The sequence below is a fragment of the Mesorhizobium sp. M0590 genome, from assembly GCF_040320905.1.
Taxonomy (GTDB): domain Bacteria; phylum Pseudomonadota; class Alphaproteobacteria; order Rhizobiales; family Rhizobiaceae; genus Mesorhizobium.
On record NZ_JAMYQN010000009.1, the window covers coordinates 139832 to 154945 of the forward strand.

The 15114-nt window shown below is 63.9% G+C and carries 16 protein-coding genes; 5 read left to right on the forward strand and 11 right to left on the reverse strand.

The genetic code is table 11. From position 1 onward, the window contains the following. Positions 1–101: 101 nt before the first annotated feature. The 11 genes from NKI52_RS16980 to NKI52_RS17030 all read right to left on the reverse strand — a co-directional run bounded on the left by NKI52_RS16980 (position 102) and on the right by NKI52_RS17030 (position 9870). A complete protein-coding gene (locus NKI52_RS16980) occupies positions 102–566 on the reverse strand; it encodes a cytochrome c-type biogenesis protein (protein ID WP_084641257.1) in 465 nt (154 codons plus the stop codon). Further along, positions 563–2551: a heme lyase CcmF/NrfE family subunit gene (locus NKI52_RS16985; RefSeq protein ID WP_352449040.1), complete on the reverse strand. Its 1989-nt coding sequence runs from the start codon at positions 2549–2551 to the stop codon at positions 563–565. The genes NKI52_RS16980 and NKI52_RS16985 overlap by 4 nt, the downstream gene beginning before the upstream one ends. Before the next feature lie 14 nt (positions 2552–2565). Beyond that, on the reverse strand, positions 2566–3009 hold the full coding sequence (gene ccmE / locus NKI52_RS16990) for a cytochrome c maturation protein CcmE (RefSeq protein WP_023677821.1): 444 nt from the start codon (positions 3007–3009) through the stop codon (positions 2566–2568). Between the two features lie 3 nt (positions 3010–3012). Beyond that, positions 3013–4149 (reverse strand): c-type cytochrome biogenesis protein CcmI, encoded by a 1137-nt coding sequence (gene ccmI, locus NKI52_RS16995; RefSeq protein ID WP_352698698.1) that lies wholly within the window; start codon positions 4147–4149, stop codon positions 3013–3015. A gap of 222 nt (positions 4150–4371) precedes the next feature. After that, positions 4372–4806: an RT0821/Lpp0805 family surface protein gene (locus NKI52_RS17000; RefSeq protein ID WP_352449042.1), complete on the reverse strand. Its 435-nt coding sequence runs from the start codon at positions 4804–4806 to the stop codon at positions 4372–4374. A gap of 121 nt (positions 4807–4927) precedes the next feature. Continuing rightward, positions 4928–6355 (reverse strand): ATP-binding protein, encoded by a 1428-nt coding sequence (locus tag NKI52_RS17005; protein WP_352698791.1) that lies wholly within the window; start codon positions 6353–6355, stop codon positions 4928–4930. A 10-nt stretch (positions 6356–6365) separates the two neighbouring features. Further along, positions 6366–7031: a response regulator transcription factor gene (locus NKI52_RS17010; RefSeq protein WP_352636416.1), complete on the reverse strand. Its 666-nt coding sequence runs from the start codon at positions 7029–7031 to the stop codon at positions 6366–6368. A 64-nt stretch (positions 7032–7095) separates the two neighbouring features. After that, a complete protein-coding gene (locus tag NKI52_RS17015; protein WP_352698700.1) occupies positions 7096–7395 on the reverse strand; it encodes a hypothetical protein in 300 nt (99 codons plus the stop codon). Between the two features lie 373 nt (positions 7396–7768). After that, positions 7769–8179, reverse strand: coding sequence for a DUF3168 domain-containing protein (locus NKI52_RS17020; protein ID WP_352679781.1), 411 nt, complete (start codon positions 8177–8179; stop codon positions 7769–7771). A 212-nt stretch (positions 8180–8391) separates the two neighbouring features. Then, complete coding sequence (locus NKI52_RS17025) at positions 8392–8664, reverse strand: hypothetical protein (RefSeq protein WP_023677828.1); 273 nt, start codon at positions 8662–8664, stop codon at positions 8392–8394. Positions 8665–8973: 309 nt separating this feature from the next. After that, positions 8974–9870 (reverse strand): LysR family transcriptional regulator, encoded by an 897-nt coding sequence (locus NKI52_RS17030; RefSeq protein WP_352698702.1) that lies wholly within the window; start codon positions 9868–9870, stop codon positions 8974–8976. A 129-nt stretch (positions 9871–9999) separates the two neighbouring features. Between NKI52_RS17030 and NKI52_RS17035 the strand changes: the two genes are divergently transcribed. The 5 genes from NKI52_RS17035 (at position 10000) to NKI52_RS17055 (ending at position 15103) form a co-directional block, all read left to right on the forward strand. After that, positions 10000–10893 carry a methyltransferase domain-containing protein gene (locus tag NKI52_RS17035; RefSeq protein ID WP_352698704.1) on the forward strand — a complete coding sequence of 298 codons (894 nt, stop codon included), beginning with the start codon at positions 10000–10002 and terminating at the stop codon, positions 10891–10893. A 19-nt stretch (positions 10894–10912) separates the two neighbouring features. Continuing rightward, positions 10913–11545 (forward strand): NAD(P)-dependent oxidoreductase, encoded by a 633-nt coding sequence (locus NKI52_RS17040; RefSeq protein WP_352569874.1) that lies wholly within the window; start codon positions 10913–10915, stop codon positions 11543–11545. 175 nt (positions 11546–11720) lie between these two features. Further along, entirely contained in the window at positions 11721–13880 is a 2160-nt protein-coding gene (locus tag NKI52_RS17045; protein ID WP_352569875.1) for a transglycosylase domain-containing protein, read from the forward strand. Positions 13881–13977: 97 nt separating this feature from the next. Then, complete coding sequence (locus tag NKI52_RS17050; protein ID WP_352569876.1) at positions 13978–14562, forward strand: DUF1214 domain-containing protein; 585 nt, start codon at positions 13978–13980, stop codon at positions 14560–14562. Next, a complete protein-coding gene (locus tag NKI52_RS17055) occupies positions 14555–15103 on the forward strand; it encodes a DUF1254 domain-containing protein (RefSeq protein WP_352698706.1) in 549 nt (182 codons plus the stop codon). The genes NKI52_RS17050 and NKI52_RS17055 overlap by 8 nt, the downstream gene beginning before the upstream one ends. Positions 15104–15114 lie beyond the last annotated feature (11 nt).

Consider the following 15114-nt stretch of genomic DNA (forward strand, 5'->3'; position numbering starts at 1 on the left):
TTTTCAAGGGACGCCCCTTGATTGGCATCCTCGACAAAGGAAATAGAGGGCCGCACATTACGGCGCCATTTCCGGTACATGAAACTTTCGTAATGTATCGATCAATCGCGGCGGAGCATCTTGTCCAGCGCCGCCTGTTCCTCGGCAGTTAATGCAGCGGTCACCGTCGAACGGCGCGAACGGGCGGCCAGCAGGATGAATGTCCCGCCAACGAGCAGCAGAAGAACTGGCGTCCCCCAGAGCAAAACATTGCGCAGATTGAAGCGTGGCTTCAGCAGCACGAATTCGCCGTAGCGCGAAACGACATAGTCCATCACCTGCCGGTCGGTATCGCCGGCGACCAGGCGCTGGCGCACAAGGATGCGCAGGTCGCGGGCGAGGTCGGCATCGGACTCGTCGATCGACTGGTTCTGGCAGACCATGCAGCGCAGGCCTTCCGACAAAGCGCGCGCCCTCGCCTCGAGTGCCGGGTCGGCGAGCACCTCGTCGGGCTTGACCGCCTGCGCGGCGCCGGCGAACAACAGCGCCAGCAGCAGGACCAGCGAGGCCAGCGTGACCCTTTTCATTGCGGGCTCGCCGATGGCACGCCGGCCGCAGCCTTGCGGCGCGACGGTGCGCCGACGCGCAGGCGGCGGTCGAGCAGCGACATCGCCGCGCCCGCCATCATCACCAGTCCGCCGCCCCAGATCAGCGTCACCAGCGGCTTCCACCACAGACGAACGACCACAGAGCCATCGCTGCCCTCGTCGCCAAGCGAAAGATAGAGCTGGCTGAAGCCGATCGTCCTGATGCCGGATTCGGTTGTGGTCATCTGGCGCACCGGATATGAGCGCTTGGCCGAGGTGATCTCGCCTGCGACGCTGCCGTCGGCGCCTAGCAGGGCGAAGCGGCCGCGATCCTCACTGTAGTTAGGCCCCTGGGCCGGATAGAGCCCCTCGAAGCGCAGCTTGTGGCCGGACAGTTCGACGGTCTCGCCGGCATGCATCGCCAAGATTTTTTCGGTGCCGAAGCAAAGCGTGCCGACAATGCCGAGCGTTGTCAGCCCGAGGCCGAGATGCGCAAGCGCTGTGCCGAAGACCGAGCGCGGCAGGCCGGCGAAGCGCCTGAGCATGGTGGCGGGCACGACGGTGCCGAAGCCGGATTTGACGGCGAGATCGGTGAGCGCGCCGCAGATCAGCCAGAAGGCAAGGCCGACACCGAGTGCCGCCAACACCGAAGCGCCATCGATGAACAGGGCCGTCACCAGCACGGCGAGCAGCGCCGCCGCGAAAGCCGCCATCAGGCGCTGGGCGACGGCGAAAATGTCGCCGCGCTTCCAGGCGAGGAGCGGCCCGAACGGCACGACGACCAGCAACGGCACCATCAGCGGGCCGAATGTCAGGTTGAAGAACGGCGCGCCGACCGAAATCTTGTCGGCAGACAGGGCTTCGACGACGAGCGGGTAGAGCGTGCCGACCAGCACGGTGGCGGTGGCGGTGGTCAGGAACAGATTGTTCAGGACCAGCGCGCCTTCGCGCGAGATCGGGTGAAACAGGCCGCCGGCCGTCAGCCGGGAGGCGCGCAAGGCAAACAGCGCCAGCGAGCCGCCGATGAACAGCGTCAGGATGCAGAGGATGAACACGCCACGCGTCGGATCGGTGGCGAATGCGTGCACCGAGGTCAGCACGCCGGAACGCACCAGGAAGGTGCCGAGCAGCGACAGTGAGAAGGTCAGGATCGCCAGAAGCAGCGTCCAGATCTTCAGCGCCGAGCGCTTTTCCATGACGATCGCCGAATGCAGCAGCGCCGTGCCCGCCAGCCACGGCATGAAGGATGCGTTCTCGACCGGATCCCAGAACCAGAAGCCGCCCCAGCCGAGCTCGTAATAGGCCCAGTAGGAGCCCATGGCGATGCCGCCGGTGAGGAACATCCAGGCAACCAATGTCCACGGCCTTACCCAGCGCGCCCACGAAGCGTCAATGCGGCCCTCGATGAGGGCAGCGACAGAGAAGGAAAAGCAGATCGAGAAACCGACATAGCCGAGATAAAGCAGCGGCGGATGGATGGCGAGGCCGAGGTCCTGCAGGATCGGGTTGAGATCGCGGCCCTCGATAGGCGCCGGATTGAGCCTGACGAACGGGTTCGACGTCGTCAGGATGAACAGGAAGAAAGTGGCGCCGATCGCTCCCTGCACGGCAAGCACATTGGCCCGGAGCGTCGCCGGAAGATTGCCGCCGAAGACGGCGACGAGCGCGCCGAAGAACGTCAGGATCAGCACCCAGAGCAGCATCGAACCTTCGTGATTGCCCCAGGTTCCGGTGATCTTGTAGATCAGCGGCTGCAGCGAATGCGAGTTCTCCCAGACGCTCTCAACCGAGAAGTCGGAGCCGGCGTAGGCGGTTGTCAGCGCCACGAAAGACAGCGCCGTCAAGGCAAAGCCGGTCAGCGCGGCCGGTGCGCCGACGGCCATCATCTTGTGGTTGCCGGTGCGCGCACCGAACAACGGCACCATCGTCTGCACCAGGGCCAGCGCAAACGCCAGGATCAGGGCGAAATGTCCGGTTTCAACCATTGTCACCGCACCCGCTAGTCACTCTTGCTCTCCTGCCATACGCCCTTGGCCTTGAGGCCGTCGGCCACTTCCTTGGGCATATAGGTCTCGTCATGCTTGGCCAGCACGCTGTCGGCGACAAAGATTCCGTCAGGGCCAAACGAGCCTTCGGTGATCACGCCCTGTCCTTCCCGGAAGAGGTCGGGAAGAATGCCGGTATAGGTGACCTTGACGTCCTTCTGGTTGTCGGTCACCGAAAAGGCGACGGTGGCGCCTTGGCTACGCTCGACCGTACCTTTTTCGACGAGACCGCCGAGCCTGATGCGCTGGCCCGGCTGAAGGCTGGCGGTGGCCAGATCGGCCGGCATGTAGAAATAGGAGGCCTTCTGGCCAAGCGCATAGAAGGTCAGCCCTGTGGCAACACCGAGAAACCCCAACCCCGCTGCGATCACCGACAGTCGTTTCTGCTTGCGCGTCATCGTCTACTCCGTCGCCGTCACGCCAAGCGAGGCGGCAAAGGCGGTGAATTTCCTGGCCTGGTCGCTGTCCGCGCCAAAGACGGCGATACCGCGATTGAGCGCGTCACGCGCCTGATCGGTCTTGCCCAGTACGGCATAGGAACGAACGAGCTGCATCCACCCTTCCTCGTCGCGCGGATTTTGCCGAAGCCTTTCGTCGAGGCCGGCAACCATGGTGCTGATCATGGCTTGCCGGTCCTGCGGCGACATCGAGGAGGCAGCATCGATATCCTCGGCGGTCGGCCCTTTCGCGGGCGCCTCCGAAGCGACGCTGCGGGCGGCGGATTCGGCCAGCGCCTGCTCGACGGCGCCGCGCCACCGCGAGCCCTGCGGCAAGGCGGCAAGCATCTTTTGCCAGGTCGCCGTGGCTTCAGCTATGCGGCCTTCCTGTGCCATGCCCATGGCGAGATAGAACGAGGCCTTCGGATTGGCCGGATCGAGCTTCAACGCCGCCTCGAAAGCCGCCTGCGCTTCGGCGGAGACAATGCCGCCGGCCGCATTGGCGATCGCCTCGCCAAGACCCGCCTGGCGGGCGGCGCTGTCGCCGTCGAGGCGGATGGCGTTGCGATAGGCGGTCACCGCATCGGCGTATCGCTGCATGCGCAGATAGACCGGCGCCAGCACGTCCCAGCCGCGGCCATCGGATGGGTTGGCCGCCAGGTGCGCCTCGGCGCGGGCTATCAGCTCGTCGACCGAGCTGTCGGCGGGGTTCTTGGCCAGGCGTTCGCTGAGCGGCTGCGACGGCAGGTCGGGTGAGCCGAGCTGGCCATAGAGGCCCCAGCTGACCAGCGGAACCAGCAGCACGGCCGCGGTCGCCACCAGCCTTGTCGACCGCGACGGCTGCGTCGCCGTGTCGTCGGCGTGGCCGGCATTGCTCAGGCGAAGGATGCGGCGGGCGATTTCGGCGCGTGCCTCTTCGGCCTCCATTGGCTGGATCAGGCCACGCGCCATATCGCGGTCAAGCTCGGCCAGCTGGTCGCGATAGACTTCAAGATCGTGATCGCCGGCAGCGGACGCGTTCTTCGATCCGCCGGCCAAGGGCAGCAGCACCGCCAGGCTTGCGCCCAGCGTAAGGATTGCGGCTATGACCCAGAACAGCATGGCTCTTCCAATAGAACGAGACCCTTGCCCTGCCAACACAAGCGTGCTGCGACGCTTTGGCGGGGCCGCTCCGATCGATAATGCATGTCGCGCAAAAGTGTGCAGCGGTTTTGCGATAACGACCATGCATCAAAACAAGAACCTAAAGCGCGTCGCATGAGGCCGGTCGAACGCGACGCGCTTTAGTGCCGGACCGGAATCGGCGGATCGACGGCCGGCCAGCTACGTCAGCGGCGTCCAGCTGCCGTCGGCATTGCGGCAGGCGGTTCCGCGCGCGGTGGCGCCGGCGGTGCCGGTAAACACCGTATGGGTGTATTGCCGGCAGTCCTGCGAGCCGACGCGATAGGGCTGGGCGGCGACCACTTCGCCGCGATGGGCCGAACCGTCGCTCTTCCAAGCCACTTTCTGGCCGCTCGCCGTGTATTCAAGCGCCTTGTATTCCGCCTCGAGCGCGCTGCGCTTCTCGGTCTCGCTCAGGCCGGCGCCGATAGAGCCGCCGACGAGGCCGCCGCCCATGGCGGAGATGATCGTCGTCGCCACCTTGGCGCCGCTGGGGGGCGTCGCGGCCGGCGTCACCGTAACGGCCGGGCCCTTGCCGAGCGTTGTGCAGCCGGAGACGGCGAGCAGGGCGGAAACGAGCGCGACGCGAATCTTCATGCCAATACCGGCTTTCTTGAGCTGGACCGCCGCGCTGTCAGCAGCTGGCGCGGCCATAATGTCGATGTTTGTCGGAAATTTGGCCGCAGCCGGCCACCTGGAAAAGCAATCTGGAAAAGCATTACTGAAGGCTCCGCAATCGAACCATCGCCTTCAATCCACCCATGACGGATCGTTCCAGCGCCAGAGAGCCTCCATACTCGTTGACAAGGTCGGCGACAATGGCAAGTCCGAGCCCGCTGCCCGGTTTTGTCTCGTCGAGACGCCGGCCGCGCTGCAACACCTCGCGCGCCTTGTCGTCGGGAATGCCGGGGCCGTCATCCTCGATGCTGATCTCGAACAGGCTGGCTGCGCCTTCCGTGCCAGCGCCACCCTTGCTGGAGATTGGCTTGACCGAAACGGCGACCGCGCTCCTTGCCCATTTCATCGCATTGTCGAGCAGATTGCCGAGCAGCTCCTCCAGGTCCTCGCGTTCGCCGGCAAAGACGATGTCGGTGGCCGGCAGTGAGAGCGACAGCGCCGTCTGCGGGTTGAGCTTCTGCAGCACCCGAACCATGCGCTGGACCAGCGGCGCCACCGGCGTACGGTAGACGAGGCTGTCGCGCTGCGCGGCGACGCGGGCACGTTGCAGATAATGGTCCACTTGCTTTTGCATGGAAGCGGCCTGCTCGGCGATCAGCTGGCCCTTGGCGCCACCCAGCGCCCGTCCCTCGTTGAGCAGCACGGCAAGCGGCGTCTTCAGCGAGTGAGCCAAGTTGCCGACCTGCGTGCGCGACCGCTCGACGATACGCCTGTTGTTCTCGATCAGCGCATTGGTCTCGTTGGCGAGCGGCTCGATCTCGGCCGGGAAACGGCCGTCTAGGCGCTGCGCGGTTCCTTCGCGCACCATGGCAAGCGCATTCCTGACCCGGCGCAGCGGCTGCAGGCCGAGCAGGATGGCAATCGCATTGATGGCGATCATGCCGACGCCGAACAGCGACAGATAGGTCAAAAGGCGCCGCTGGAAGGTGGCGATTTCCTGCTCGAGCTCGGTCTGGTTGCCCATGACGCGGAAGCGCGCGGCGCGGTTTTTCGCATCGAGCACGAACTCGCTCTCGAACACCTCCAACTGCTCGCCTTCGATGCCGTCCGCTGAATAGCTGCGCTGGAAGCTGGCATTGAAGGGCACGTCGGCAACGCTTGGCGACGGGATCGCCTTGGTCATCGACGATGAATGGAGATCGCCGTGCACGCCTTCCGACGCAGGCTCGACCGACCAGTACCAGCCGGAATTCGGTTCCGAGAACCTCAAATCACCAAGGTCGGGGGCGCCGGTCAATTGGCCGCTTTCGGAAACGCCGACCGAGCCGATCAGGTTGAACAGATGCGCCGAAAGCAGGCTGTCGAAACCGCGCTCGCTGGCCTGGCGATAGAGCGTGGTGATCAAGGTGAAGATGACGACCAGAGTGAGGATCGCCCAGACCGTGGAAAAGGCGATGACGCGAAACGCCACCGAACGCGGCCATGACCGCAGCGACGGCGTGTTCGAGACGGCGGGTTTTGTAGGCAGCGGTTCCGCGTTACGCCTCCGGCTTACGCATGCGGTAGCCCATGCCGCGAACAGTTTCGATCATGTCGATGCCCATCTTCTTGCGAAGCCGTCCGACAAAGACCTCGATCGTGTTGGAATCGCGGTCGAAATCCTGGTCGTAGAGATGCTCGACCAGCTCGGTCCGGGACACCACCTCGCCCATGTGGTGCATCAAATAGGCAAGCAAGCGGAATTCGTGCGAGGTCAGCTTCAGCGGCACGCCGTCGACGTCGGCCTTGGAGGCCTTGGTGTCGAGGCGGAGCGGCCCGCAGGTCAGTTCGGACGAAGCGTGCCCGGCAGCACGCCGGATCAAGGCCCGCACCCTGGCCAGGATTTCCTCGATGTGGAAGGGTTTGGTGACGTAGTCGTCGGCGCCGGCGTCGATGCCGGCAACCTTGTCGCTCCAGCGGTCGCGTGCCGTCAGGATCAGCACCGGCATCTTGCGGCCGCCGCGCCGCCAGCGTTCGACCACGCTGATGCCGTCCATCTGCGGCAGGCCGATATCGAGCACCGCGGCATCGTAGGGCTCGGTGTCGCCGAGAAAAAGCCCTTCCTCGCCGTCGAAAGCGCGGTCGACGACATAGCCGGCATCGACCAGCGCATCGCCGATCTGCCGGTTGAGATCCTTGTCATCTTCGACGACGAGTACGCGCATGCGGAAGGCCTGTTGAAGCTGTTCAGATATAGGCCGATTCCGGCAGACTGGGAAACGGCACGGTTCAGTTCAGCGGAACGACGATCTCCGAGCGACGAGGACGCTGCCCGTCCTTGCCCGGAACGAGCACGACGATGACGCAGACCGGCTGGCCGCCGCGTGTCGACTGCGAGGCCTTGGCCAAGGTGCCGCCATTCTGCTCGGCCACCTGCTGGCCGATCGCGTAGCAGTCGGAGGCGGCCAGGACGACCGGCTGCGGCTGCTCGGGCACGACAACGGGGATCGCCATCGCTTGCGACGCAAGCAGACCGGCGGCTGCGAGCGCCAGTGCCGCGGTCCGGAAGTGGGAGCGAAGGGTTTTCATGGTCAGCGTTCTAACGCGCCGGTGCTGAACGTGATATGAACGGTGAACGCTCGAATGCATGCCCGCCACACCCCTGAAGCGCGAGATTACCGGATTGCCATTTCGCCGCCCGGCTCCGCGAAATCGCCAATGTTTAACCTAGCCCTCCAATCCTTCGCCGACAACCGGCATCATCTGGCGGGCAGGACCATTTGGGAGGACGAAGCATCCGGCCCAAGGCAACCGATGGCAGTTCAGGCGAACCGAACCTGAAACAAAAAACCCGCCTCTGCGGCGGGTCGCTGGCGCCATCAGCACCATAGGGGAATTAGTAGCATAGCTGCCGGCACAAAGCAAGAACAAAATTGCCCGATTTGCAAAAAGTGCCCGGTGGTCAGCCCTCGTCCTTGATCACGGCGCGGAAGCGCAGCAGCCCGTGATGGGCCGAAAGGTCCTCGTCGTAGCGGGCTTCGGCGAATTCGAGCTTGAGGTAGGCGCGGCGATGTTCGCCGAGCGAGAGAGCCGTATCGCGCAGGCGGGTGCTAACAAGGTCCATGATGTCATTGGTTTCCTTGCTGGCCTCTGATTTCGACCAGACATGCAACGTCAGCAACTGTTCTGCGTCGTTCTCCATCCCCGTTGCCCCATCGTAGACGCTGGTGCGGCCGAAGGTCATGTGGGGGAACGCAACATTTTCCGGCGCATGGTCGAACAATCTTGCATCGCCCAGTGCCGCCGACAGGTGGGGATCGCCGTTCACTGCCTCGAATATGGCCCTCTGCAATTCGACGGCCGGCGCGGTCATCGTCTTTCCCTTCGCCCGTCGCGTCGACCTCCCGGCTGCGTAGCTGCGTTGCATGAAGGCATCCCGGCAAAGCGCGAATCAGCGCGTCTCATGCGGATTATGAACCTTCATGATCTCGGCAATAAGCCCTGCTCCTGGGATGCGCGACGCCGCGGCAGACGAAGCGGATGCGTTTGCTTCCTAGCTGCGGCTGGGATTGTGAAATGTCAGGCTCATGATTTCGCCTGCGTCGATGCGGATACGGCCTGCTTGAGTGCCCGCGACGCCCGCTTCTTCTTCGGCGCGACCGGATTCAGAGCCGCCGCCGCGCGGTCCGCCTCTTCCTTGGCCAGTCGCAATTCCCTCAGCCTTGCCGTCTTGATGGTCCTGGCCTTCGCCTCCGAGAGATATTCGGCAGTTGCTTTGTTCCGCTCCGCCGTCTTCTTTTGATTTTCCATGAAGCGAGCCTCAGATTTTCCCATGATGTTCTGATTGCCTTGGGCCATCGGTAAAATCTCCTTGCAGCTAAAGTCGAAAACGTGAATTTCACTGTAAGATAGGTGTTTCACAGCGGAAATTCAATTCTCAGGCATTTGGCATGACCCAACTGTGGTGAGAGACCTGGCAGAAATAATACCTGTTAATATTATCGCGGATCGCAAGATTCTCTGGCGCTCCCGCAAATCGAGTATCCAGCGAGTCTTCCGAGAGGACCAACGCCGGACGATACGGTGCGACCCGCAAAGAGCGGGACAAGCGTCCCGTGTGACGACTGCCAATCCTCGGCACCTCGCGCAAGCGGCTGCACCATGCCCCTACTGGGTTTCGCCGCTGATCACCTCGGCATGGTCCTTGATGATGGTAGAAACGAAGCGGATGACGGCGCGCACCGGCGCCTCCGCCCCGATTTCACGGCGATAGACAAGCGACACCGGATGACTGCCGAGAATGTCGGGGGCAAGGCGCACCATCCGCGGTTCAGCTTCGGCCAACATGCAGGGCATTACCGCCAGACCGGCGCCACTCAGAGCCGCCGCCAACATTTCCGTCATTTCGGCAACGCGAAGGACAATTGTCGCGCCGGCGCCGTGCGCCTCAACCCATTTGGCGCCGGGGACGCCGGCAAGGCTTGCGTGAAATCCAATGATCTCGTGTCCGGCCAACTGGCGAGGGTCGATGGGCATTGGGTGACGGTCGAGATAGCGCTGGGACGCATAGATCGACCAGCCCGCAACACAAAGCTTCTGCGCGATCAAATCGTCTGCGGCGACGGTGCCGATCCTGACCGCTAGGTCGGCCTCGCCGTGCTGCAGGTCCACGGGCCTGCTGCCGCTCGTCAGTTCAAGATTGATATCGGGGTGGGTCTTATGGAACCCGGCCATACGCTCGGCAAAAAGGGGGCTGAAGCCCGACGGCAGTGCCAGCCGAACGCTATTCTTGCCCGAACGCACAAGCGCCGTCAGTGCTTGCATGGTACGTTCAAGGTCATCACCGAGCGGCAGCAATGTCTGGCCAAGCGGCGTGATCTCGATGCCTTGCCGCGTTCGCACGACAAGCGAAACCCCGAGTGCCGCCTCAAGAGCAGCAAGGCGCCGGCTGATCGTCGTGTGACGCACGCCGAGCACGCGCGCTGCTCCCGACAACGTTCCCGCGCGGGCGGCAGCGAGAAAGTAGCGCAAATCGTTCCAGTCCGGTTCGCCGGTCTTGGTCACGAACCTAGTCTAGATCAATTCCTCGCCGCGCACCTGTGCAGTTTTGCACAAGCATGCGCGGAAATTGCAAATCGCCTGAATTTGACGTCCGCGCGAGAATAGGCCTGATCCAATTCAGGGAAGCGATCGATGGATATCGAAGGTTTGCGAACGATGGTGGCGCGGCACGCGACGTCGGCCAATGCGTTGGTGGCGCTCGGTTTGGCGATGGAGGCGCGTATTTCCGGCACGCCACTCGAGGGCAGTGTGGCCCGGCGCACAGGGGCCGTGCTTGCCGAACTCGGCGCCTCCGACGTCGTGGCAAGTGCTGGCGTCATCGAACTTACGCCGGTGCTGGCCAGCATCCGGGTCGACCTGCTTTCAGGTGGCAAGCTGCTGTCGCGCTCCTCCGAAAGCGTCGAGGCCCTGGAAGCCCGTTTACGCCAGGCCTTCGGCGACGTTTCATCTGGCTTCCCGGCGTTGCTGAAGCGGCTGATCGCGCCACAACTGGCCGGTTTGCCGGAGAGGCTCGCCGCACCGGGCGCAGCCTTCCTGGATATCGGCGTCGGCGTCGGCGCCCTGTCGGTGTCGATGCTGCGGCAATGGCCCGGCCTGAAGGCGGTCGGTGTCGATCCCTTGCCTGAAGCCATCGCGCAGGCCGCTGCCAACGTCAGGGCAGCCGGGCTCGAACATCGCATCGAACTGCACACCGGGCTGGGCCAGGATATCGCGGACACGGACGCGTTCGACCTTGTTTTCGTACCAAGCGCCTTCATCCCCGAGCCGGATGTCAGGGCCATCGTCAAGCGCAGCCACGCCGCGTTGCGGCCCGGCGGCTGGCTGCTGCTGGCAATGGTCAATCCTGGACCGGATGCACTGGGAGACGCCCTCGCCCGCTTCCGCACCACAATGTGGGGCGGCACGGTCTTTGAAAAGGGCGCAGCCCAGGACCTGGTCGATCAGAGCGGCTATGCCGACAGCCGGTTGCTGCCCGGCCCGACCGGGGCGCCTGTCGCCTTCGTCGCCGGGCGTAAGCGGGGCTAACGGTTTCCAGGAGCGGACGATGAAACTGCTGATCTTCGGCGCTTCCGGTGCGACGGGTCGACTGCTTGTCTCGGCGGCGTTGGCGAAGGGCCATGCGGTGACCGCCTTCGTCCGCACGCCGGGCAAGCTTGCCATCAGCCACGAAAATCTCAAGGTGATCGTCGGAAACGTCGCCGATCGGCAGGCAGTCGAACGCGCCGTTGTTAGGTATGATGCGGTTTTCAGCTGTCTTGGGGTGGGCGTGCCGCTGAAACGCGATCCGGCCGTCGTTGCCGGCATCGGCTTCATCGTCGCGGCGATGCAGCAGGCCGGCCCCGAACGGCTCATCTATCTTTCATTCCTTGGCGTTCGCGACGGCCGGCGGCAACTAGGCCTCCTGTTGGGCAACATCATCGTGCCATTGGTGCTGCGCCATGAGGTGACGGACCATGAGGTGAAGGAAAGCCTGGTCGTTCAATCCAGTCTCGGCTGGACCATCGTGCGGCCGCCCAAGCTGAGCAATGGGGCGGCAACGGGTGAATTCCGCCATGGCAATGGCATCCGGGCGGCATCGCTGCTGCCGACACTGGCGCGGGCCGACGTAGCGGCCTTCATGCTCGCCCAGATCAACGACACCACCTACTCGCGCAGGACAGTCAGCATCCTGCGCTGACGCCGCACGGGAGCCGTCTTCCCCTCGACAAACCTCCCGCTTATCTTCATCGCCCTTATCTTCATCGTCCTTGTAGGCAGCGCCAAAATGGACGAATAGTCATAGCGGCGCGCCGCCGTGAAATTGCCGGTATGCGGTTTCTCAGTTGGCGGCATCGCCGCAGCCGGATCCTGGAATGGCCAGTCCTTTGGAACCACGCAAGAGAAGAGGTCCGATCGCCGCAAGGCTGCTGGCGGTGGATGCATGGATCGATTCCTCGGTCTACGAAATCGGCTTCAGGGCGCGCCAGTTCTGGGAAGCGGCGACCATCTTCTCGCGGCGTTTCCGCGTCGGCGGCTGGCGCCGTGGCCTGATCGAACTGTTGAGTGAAGGCTTTACGCTCGGTGCCGGCGGCATCGTCGTGCTTTTGGCGCTGGCCTTGCCGGCCTTCCAGATAACCGCCGGCGACTGGCGCACGCAAGGCGACTTCGCCGTCACCTTCCTCGACCGCTACGGCAACGAGATCGGCCAGCGCGGCATCATCCAGCGCGATTCGGTGCCGGTCGACGAGATGCCCGACCATGTCATCAAGGCGGTGCTGGCGACCGAAGACCGCCGTTTCTTCGACCATTACGGCATCGATGTGCTCGGCCTGTCGCGCGCCATATTCGAGAATGTGCGGGCAAATTCCGTCGTCCAGGGTGGCTCGAGCATCACCCAGCAGCTGGCCAAGAACCTGTTCCTGACCAATGAGCGGACGTTCGAGCGCAAGATCAAGGAAGCGTTCCTGTCGCTGTGGCTCGAAGCCAATCTGTCGAAGAAGGAAATCCTGCAGCTTTACCTCGACCGCGCCTATATGGGCGGCGGCACCTTCGGCATCGAGGCGGCAGCCGATTTCTATTTCGGCAAGAGCGTCAAGGACCTGAACCTTGCCGAGGCGGCGATGCTGGCCGGCCTGTTCAAGGCGCCGACCAAATATGCGCCGCACATAAACCTGCCCGCCGCCCGGGCGCGGGCCAACGTGGTGCTGTCCAATCTGGTCGATTCCGGCTTCATGACCGAAGGCCAGGTGCTGCAGGCAAGGCTGCACCCGGCCGAAATCGTCGACCGCGGCGAGCAGAAGAGCCCCGACTATTACCTCGACTGGGCCTTCGACGAGGTCAAGAAGATCGCCGCCAAAGGTGGCCCGCACTCGCTTGTCGCCCACACCACCTTCGATGCCAACATCCAGAAGGCGGCCGAAGAATCGATGGAGTTCCACCTCCGCCAGTTCGGCAAGGAATACAACGTCACCGAGGGCGCCATCGTCGTCATCGAGACCAATGGCGCGGTCAGGGCGATCGTCGGCGGCCGCGACTACGGCGCCAGCCAGTTCAACCGCGCCACCAAAGCGCTTCGCCAGACCGGCTCCTCGTTCAAGCCCTATGTCTATGCGACGGCGATGGAGCATGGCTTCACGCCGGATTCGGTGGTTTCCGGCGGACCCATCTCCTGGGGCAGCTGGTCGCCCCACAATTACAATGGCGGGTCGGCCGGCAACGTCACGCTGATCACGGCGATGGCCAAATCGATCAACACGGTGCCGGTGCGGCTGGCCAAGGATTATCTCGGCATCAAGCCGATCAAGGCGATGGCCGAGGCGATGGGCGTCGAGTCGCCGCTTGAATCGCACAAGACCATGGTGCTCGGCACGTCGGGCATGACCGTGATGGACCAGGCAACGGGTTACAGCGTGTTTGCCCAGAACGGCTTTGCCGGAACCCGGCACGGCGTCAGCCAACTCTTCACCCGTACCGGCGAGGTGGTCTACGACTTCGCCAAGGATGCGCCGCCGCCGCACCGGGTGCTATCGGAGCAGGCGCTCAAATACATGAACACCATGCTGGCGGCGGTGCCGGTGATCGGCACTGCCCGGCGCGCAGCCCTTCCAAACATCGTCGTCGCCGGCAAGACCGGCACGACCCAGTCCTACCGCGATGCCTGGTTTGTCGGCTTTACCGGCAACTACACGGCCGCCGTCTGGCTCGGTAATGACGACTTCACCGCGACCAACAAGATGACCGGCGGCACGCTGCCGGCCATGGTGTGGCAGCGCCTGATGCTCTATGCGCACCAGAATATCGACCTCAGACCGATCCCCGGCCTCGATCACCCCTTCGTCGATGCCGAAATCGCTGCCAAGGCCGAGGAAGCGGAGAAGAAGAGCGCCGAACAGGCAGCAGCCGATGCCGCCGCCGAGCGTCCGCCGGTGCTGTCCAGCCGGACCACCCAGACCCTGAAGGAACTCACGAAGCTGTTCCAGGCGGCACCCGTGCTCGACGCGCCCGCTGCGCCGGAGACCCTGTCGGCGCTCTGAGCGGTCAATTCCACAGGGCCGCTTGCCACAAGGCCCTGCGCCGCGATATCCCCGAGCGGCAATCTTTCAGTCCCGGCCTTCGGTTCCCTGCCTCCTCATGCTCAAGAACGCCTTCCTGACACTGCTTTCGCTTGCCATAGCCGTCGTCGGCGGTGGCGGCAGCGTCTGGTATGCACTGAAGCTGCAGGATGGCGTCGGCGCCATCAGGATCGGCCAATGGACCGCCTTCCCCGATATCGGCACGCCGACGGCAGATCCCTATTCGAAGGCCCGCGTGGCTCGCGAAGGCGTGCTGGCGCTCGGACAGGCGGAAGGACTGTCCTTCATCGCCGAGCGCGATTCCGGCGGCGAACAGCTCAAGCGGCAATGTGCCTACAAGATTGCGGGCGGCTTTCCCACCGCCCGGTTCTGGACGCTTTATGCCGCCGACCAGTCGCTTGGCGTGGTCGAGACCGGCAAGCCGAGGCCGGCTGCGCTGCAGTCCTATCAAGTGCTGCGCCAGGCCGACAATTCGGTGGTCATTTCCGTCGGCAGCCGCCCTGTGCCCGGCAACTGGCTGCTGACCAGCGGCGCCGGCAAGATGTACTTGGTGCTTACGTTCTACGACACGCCGATCGCCAGCAGCACCGGTCTCTCGGACGTCACGCTGCCGCAGATCCAGAAGGTCGGCTGCAATGCGTAGCCTGCTGCATGCCGTGCTGCTCGGCCTGCTCGGCGCCGGCATCGTGCACATCATCGTGCTGCTGCTCGTCCCCGAGTTTTCCGAACGCGACGCCTGGTCGCGATTGGCCATGGCTTCGGATCTCTACAAGATGACCAGGCTCGACGCGGAAGCCGGCGGCGCGCCGGTGGTGAAATCGGTCGATCCGCTGTTTTATGCGGCGGCATGCCGCTTCGATCTTGCCGAGGGGATGATGCGGGTCAAGGCACCGGGAAAGGTGCCGTTCTGGTCGATATCGGTCTACGACCGCGGCGGCCACAACATCTACTCGTTCAACGACCACAGCGCGACCGCAGGCGTGCTCGACACCGTTGTGCTGACGCCGGCCCAGATGATCGAGGTCCGCAAGGATCTTCCCGAGGAACTGCAAGGGGCCATCTTCGTCGAGGCGCCGATAGAGGAAGGCGTATTCGTCGTCCGTTCGTTCGTGCCCGACGACAGCTGGAAGCCGATCGTCTCGCGGTTTCTCGAACAGAGTTCCTGCGAACTGCAGGATTTTTAAGCCGGTTCCGA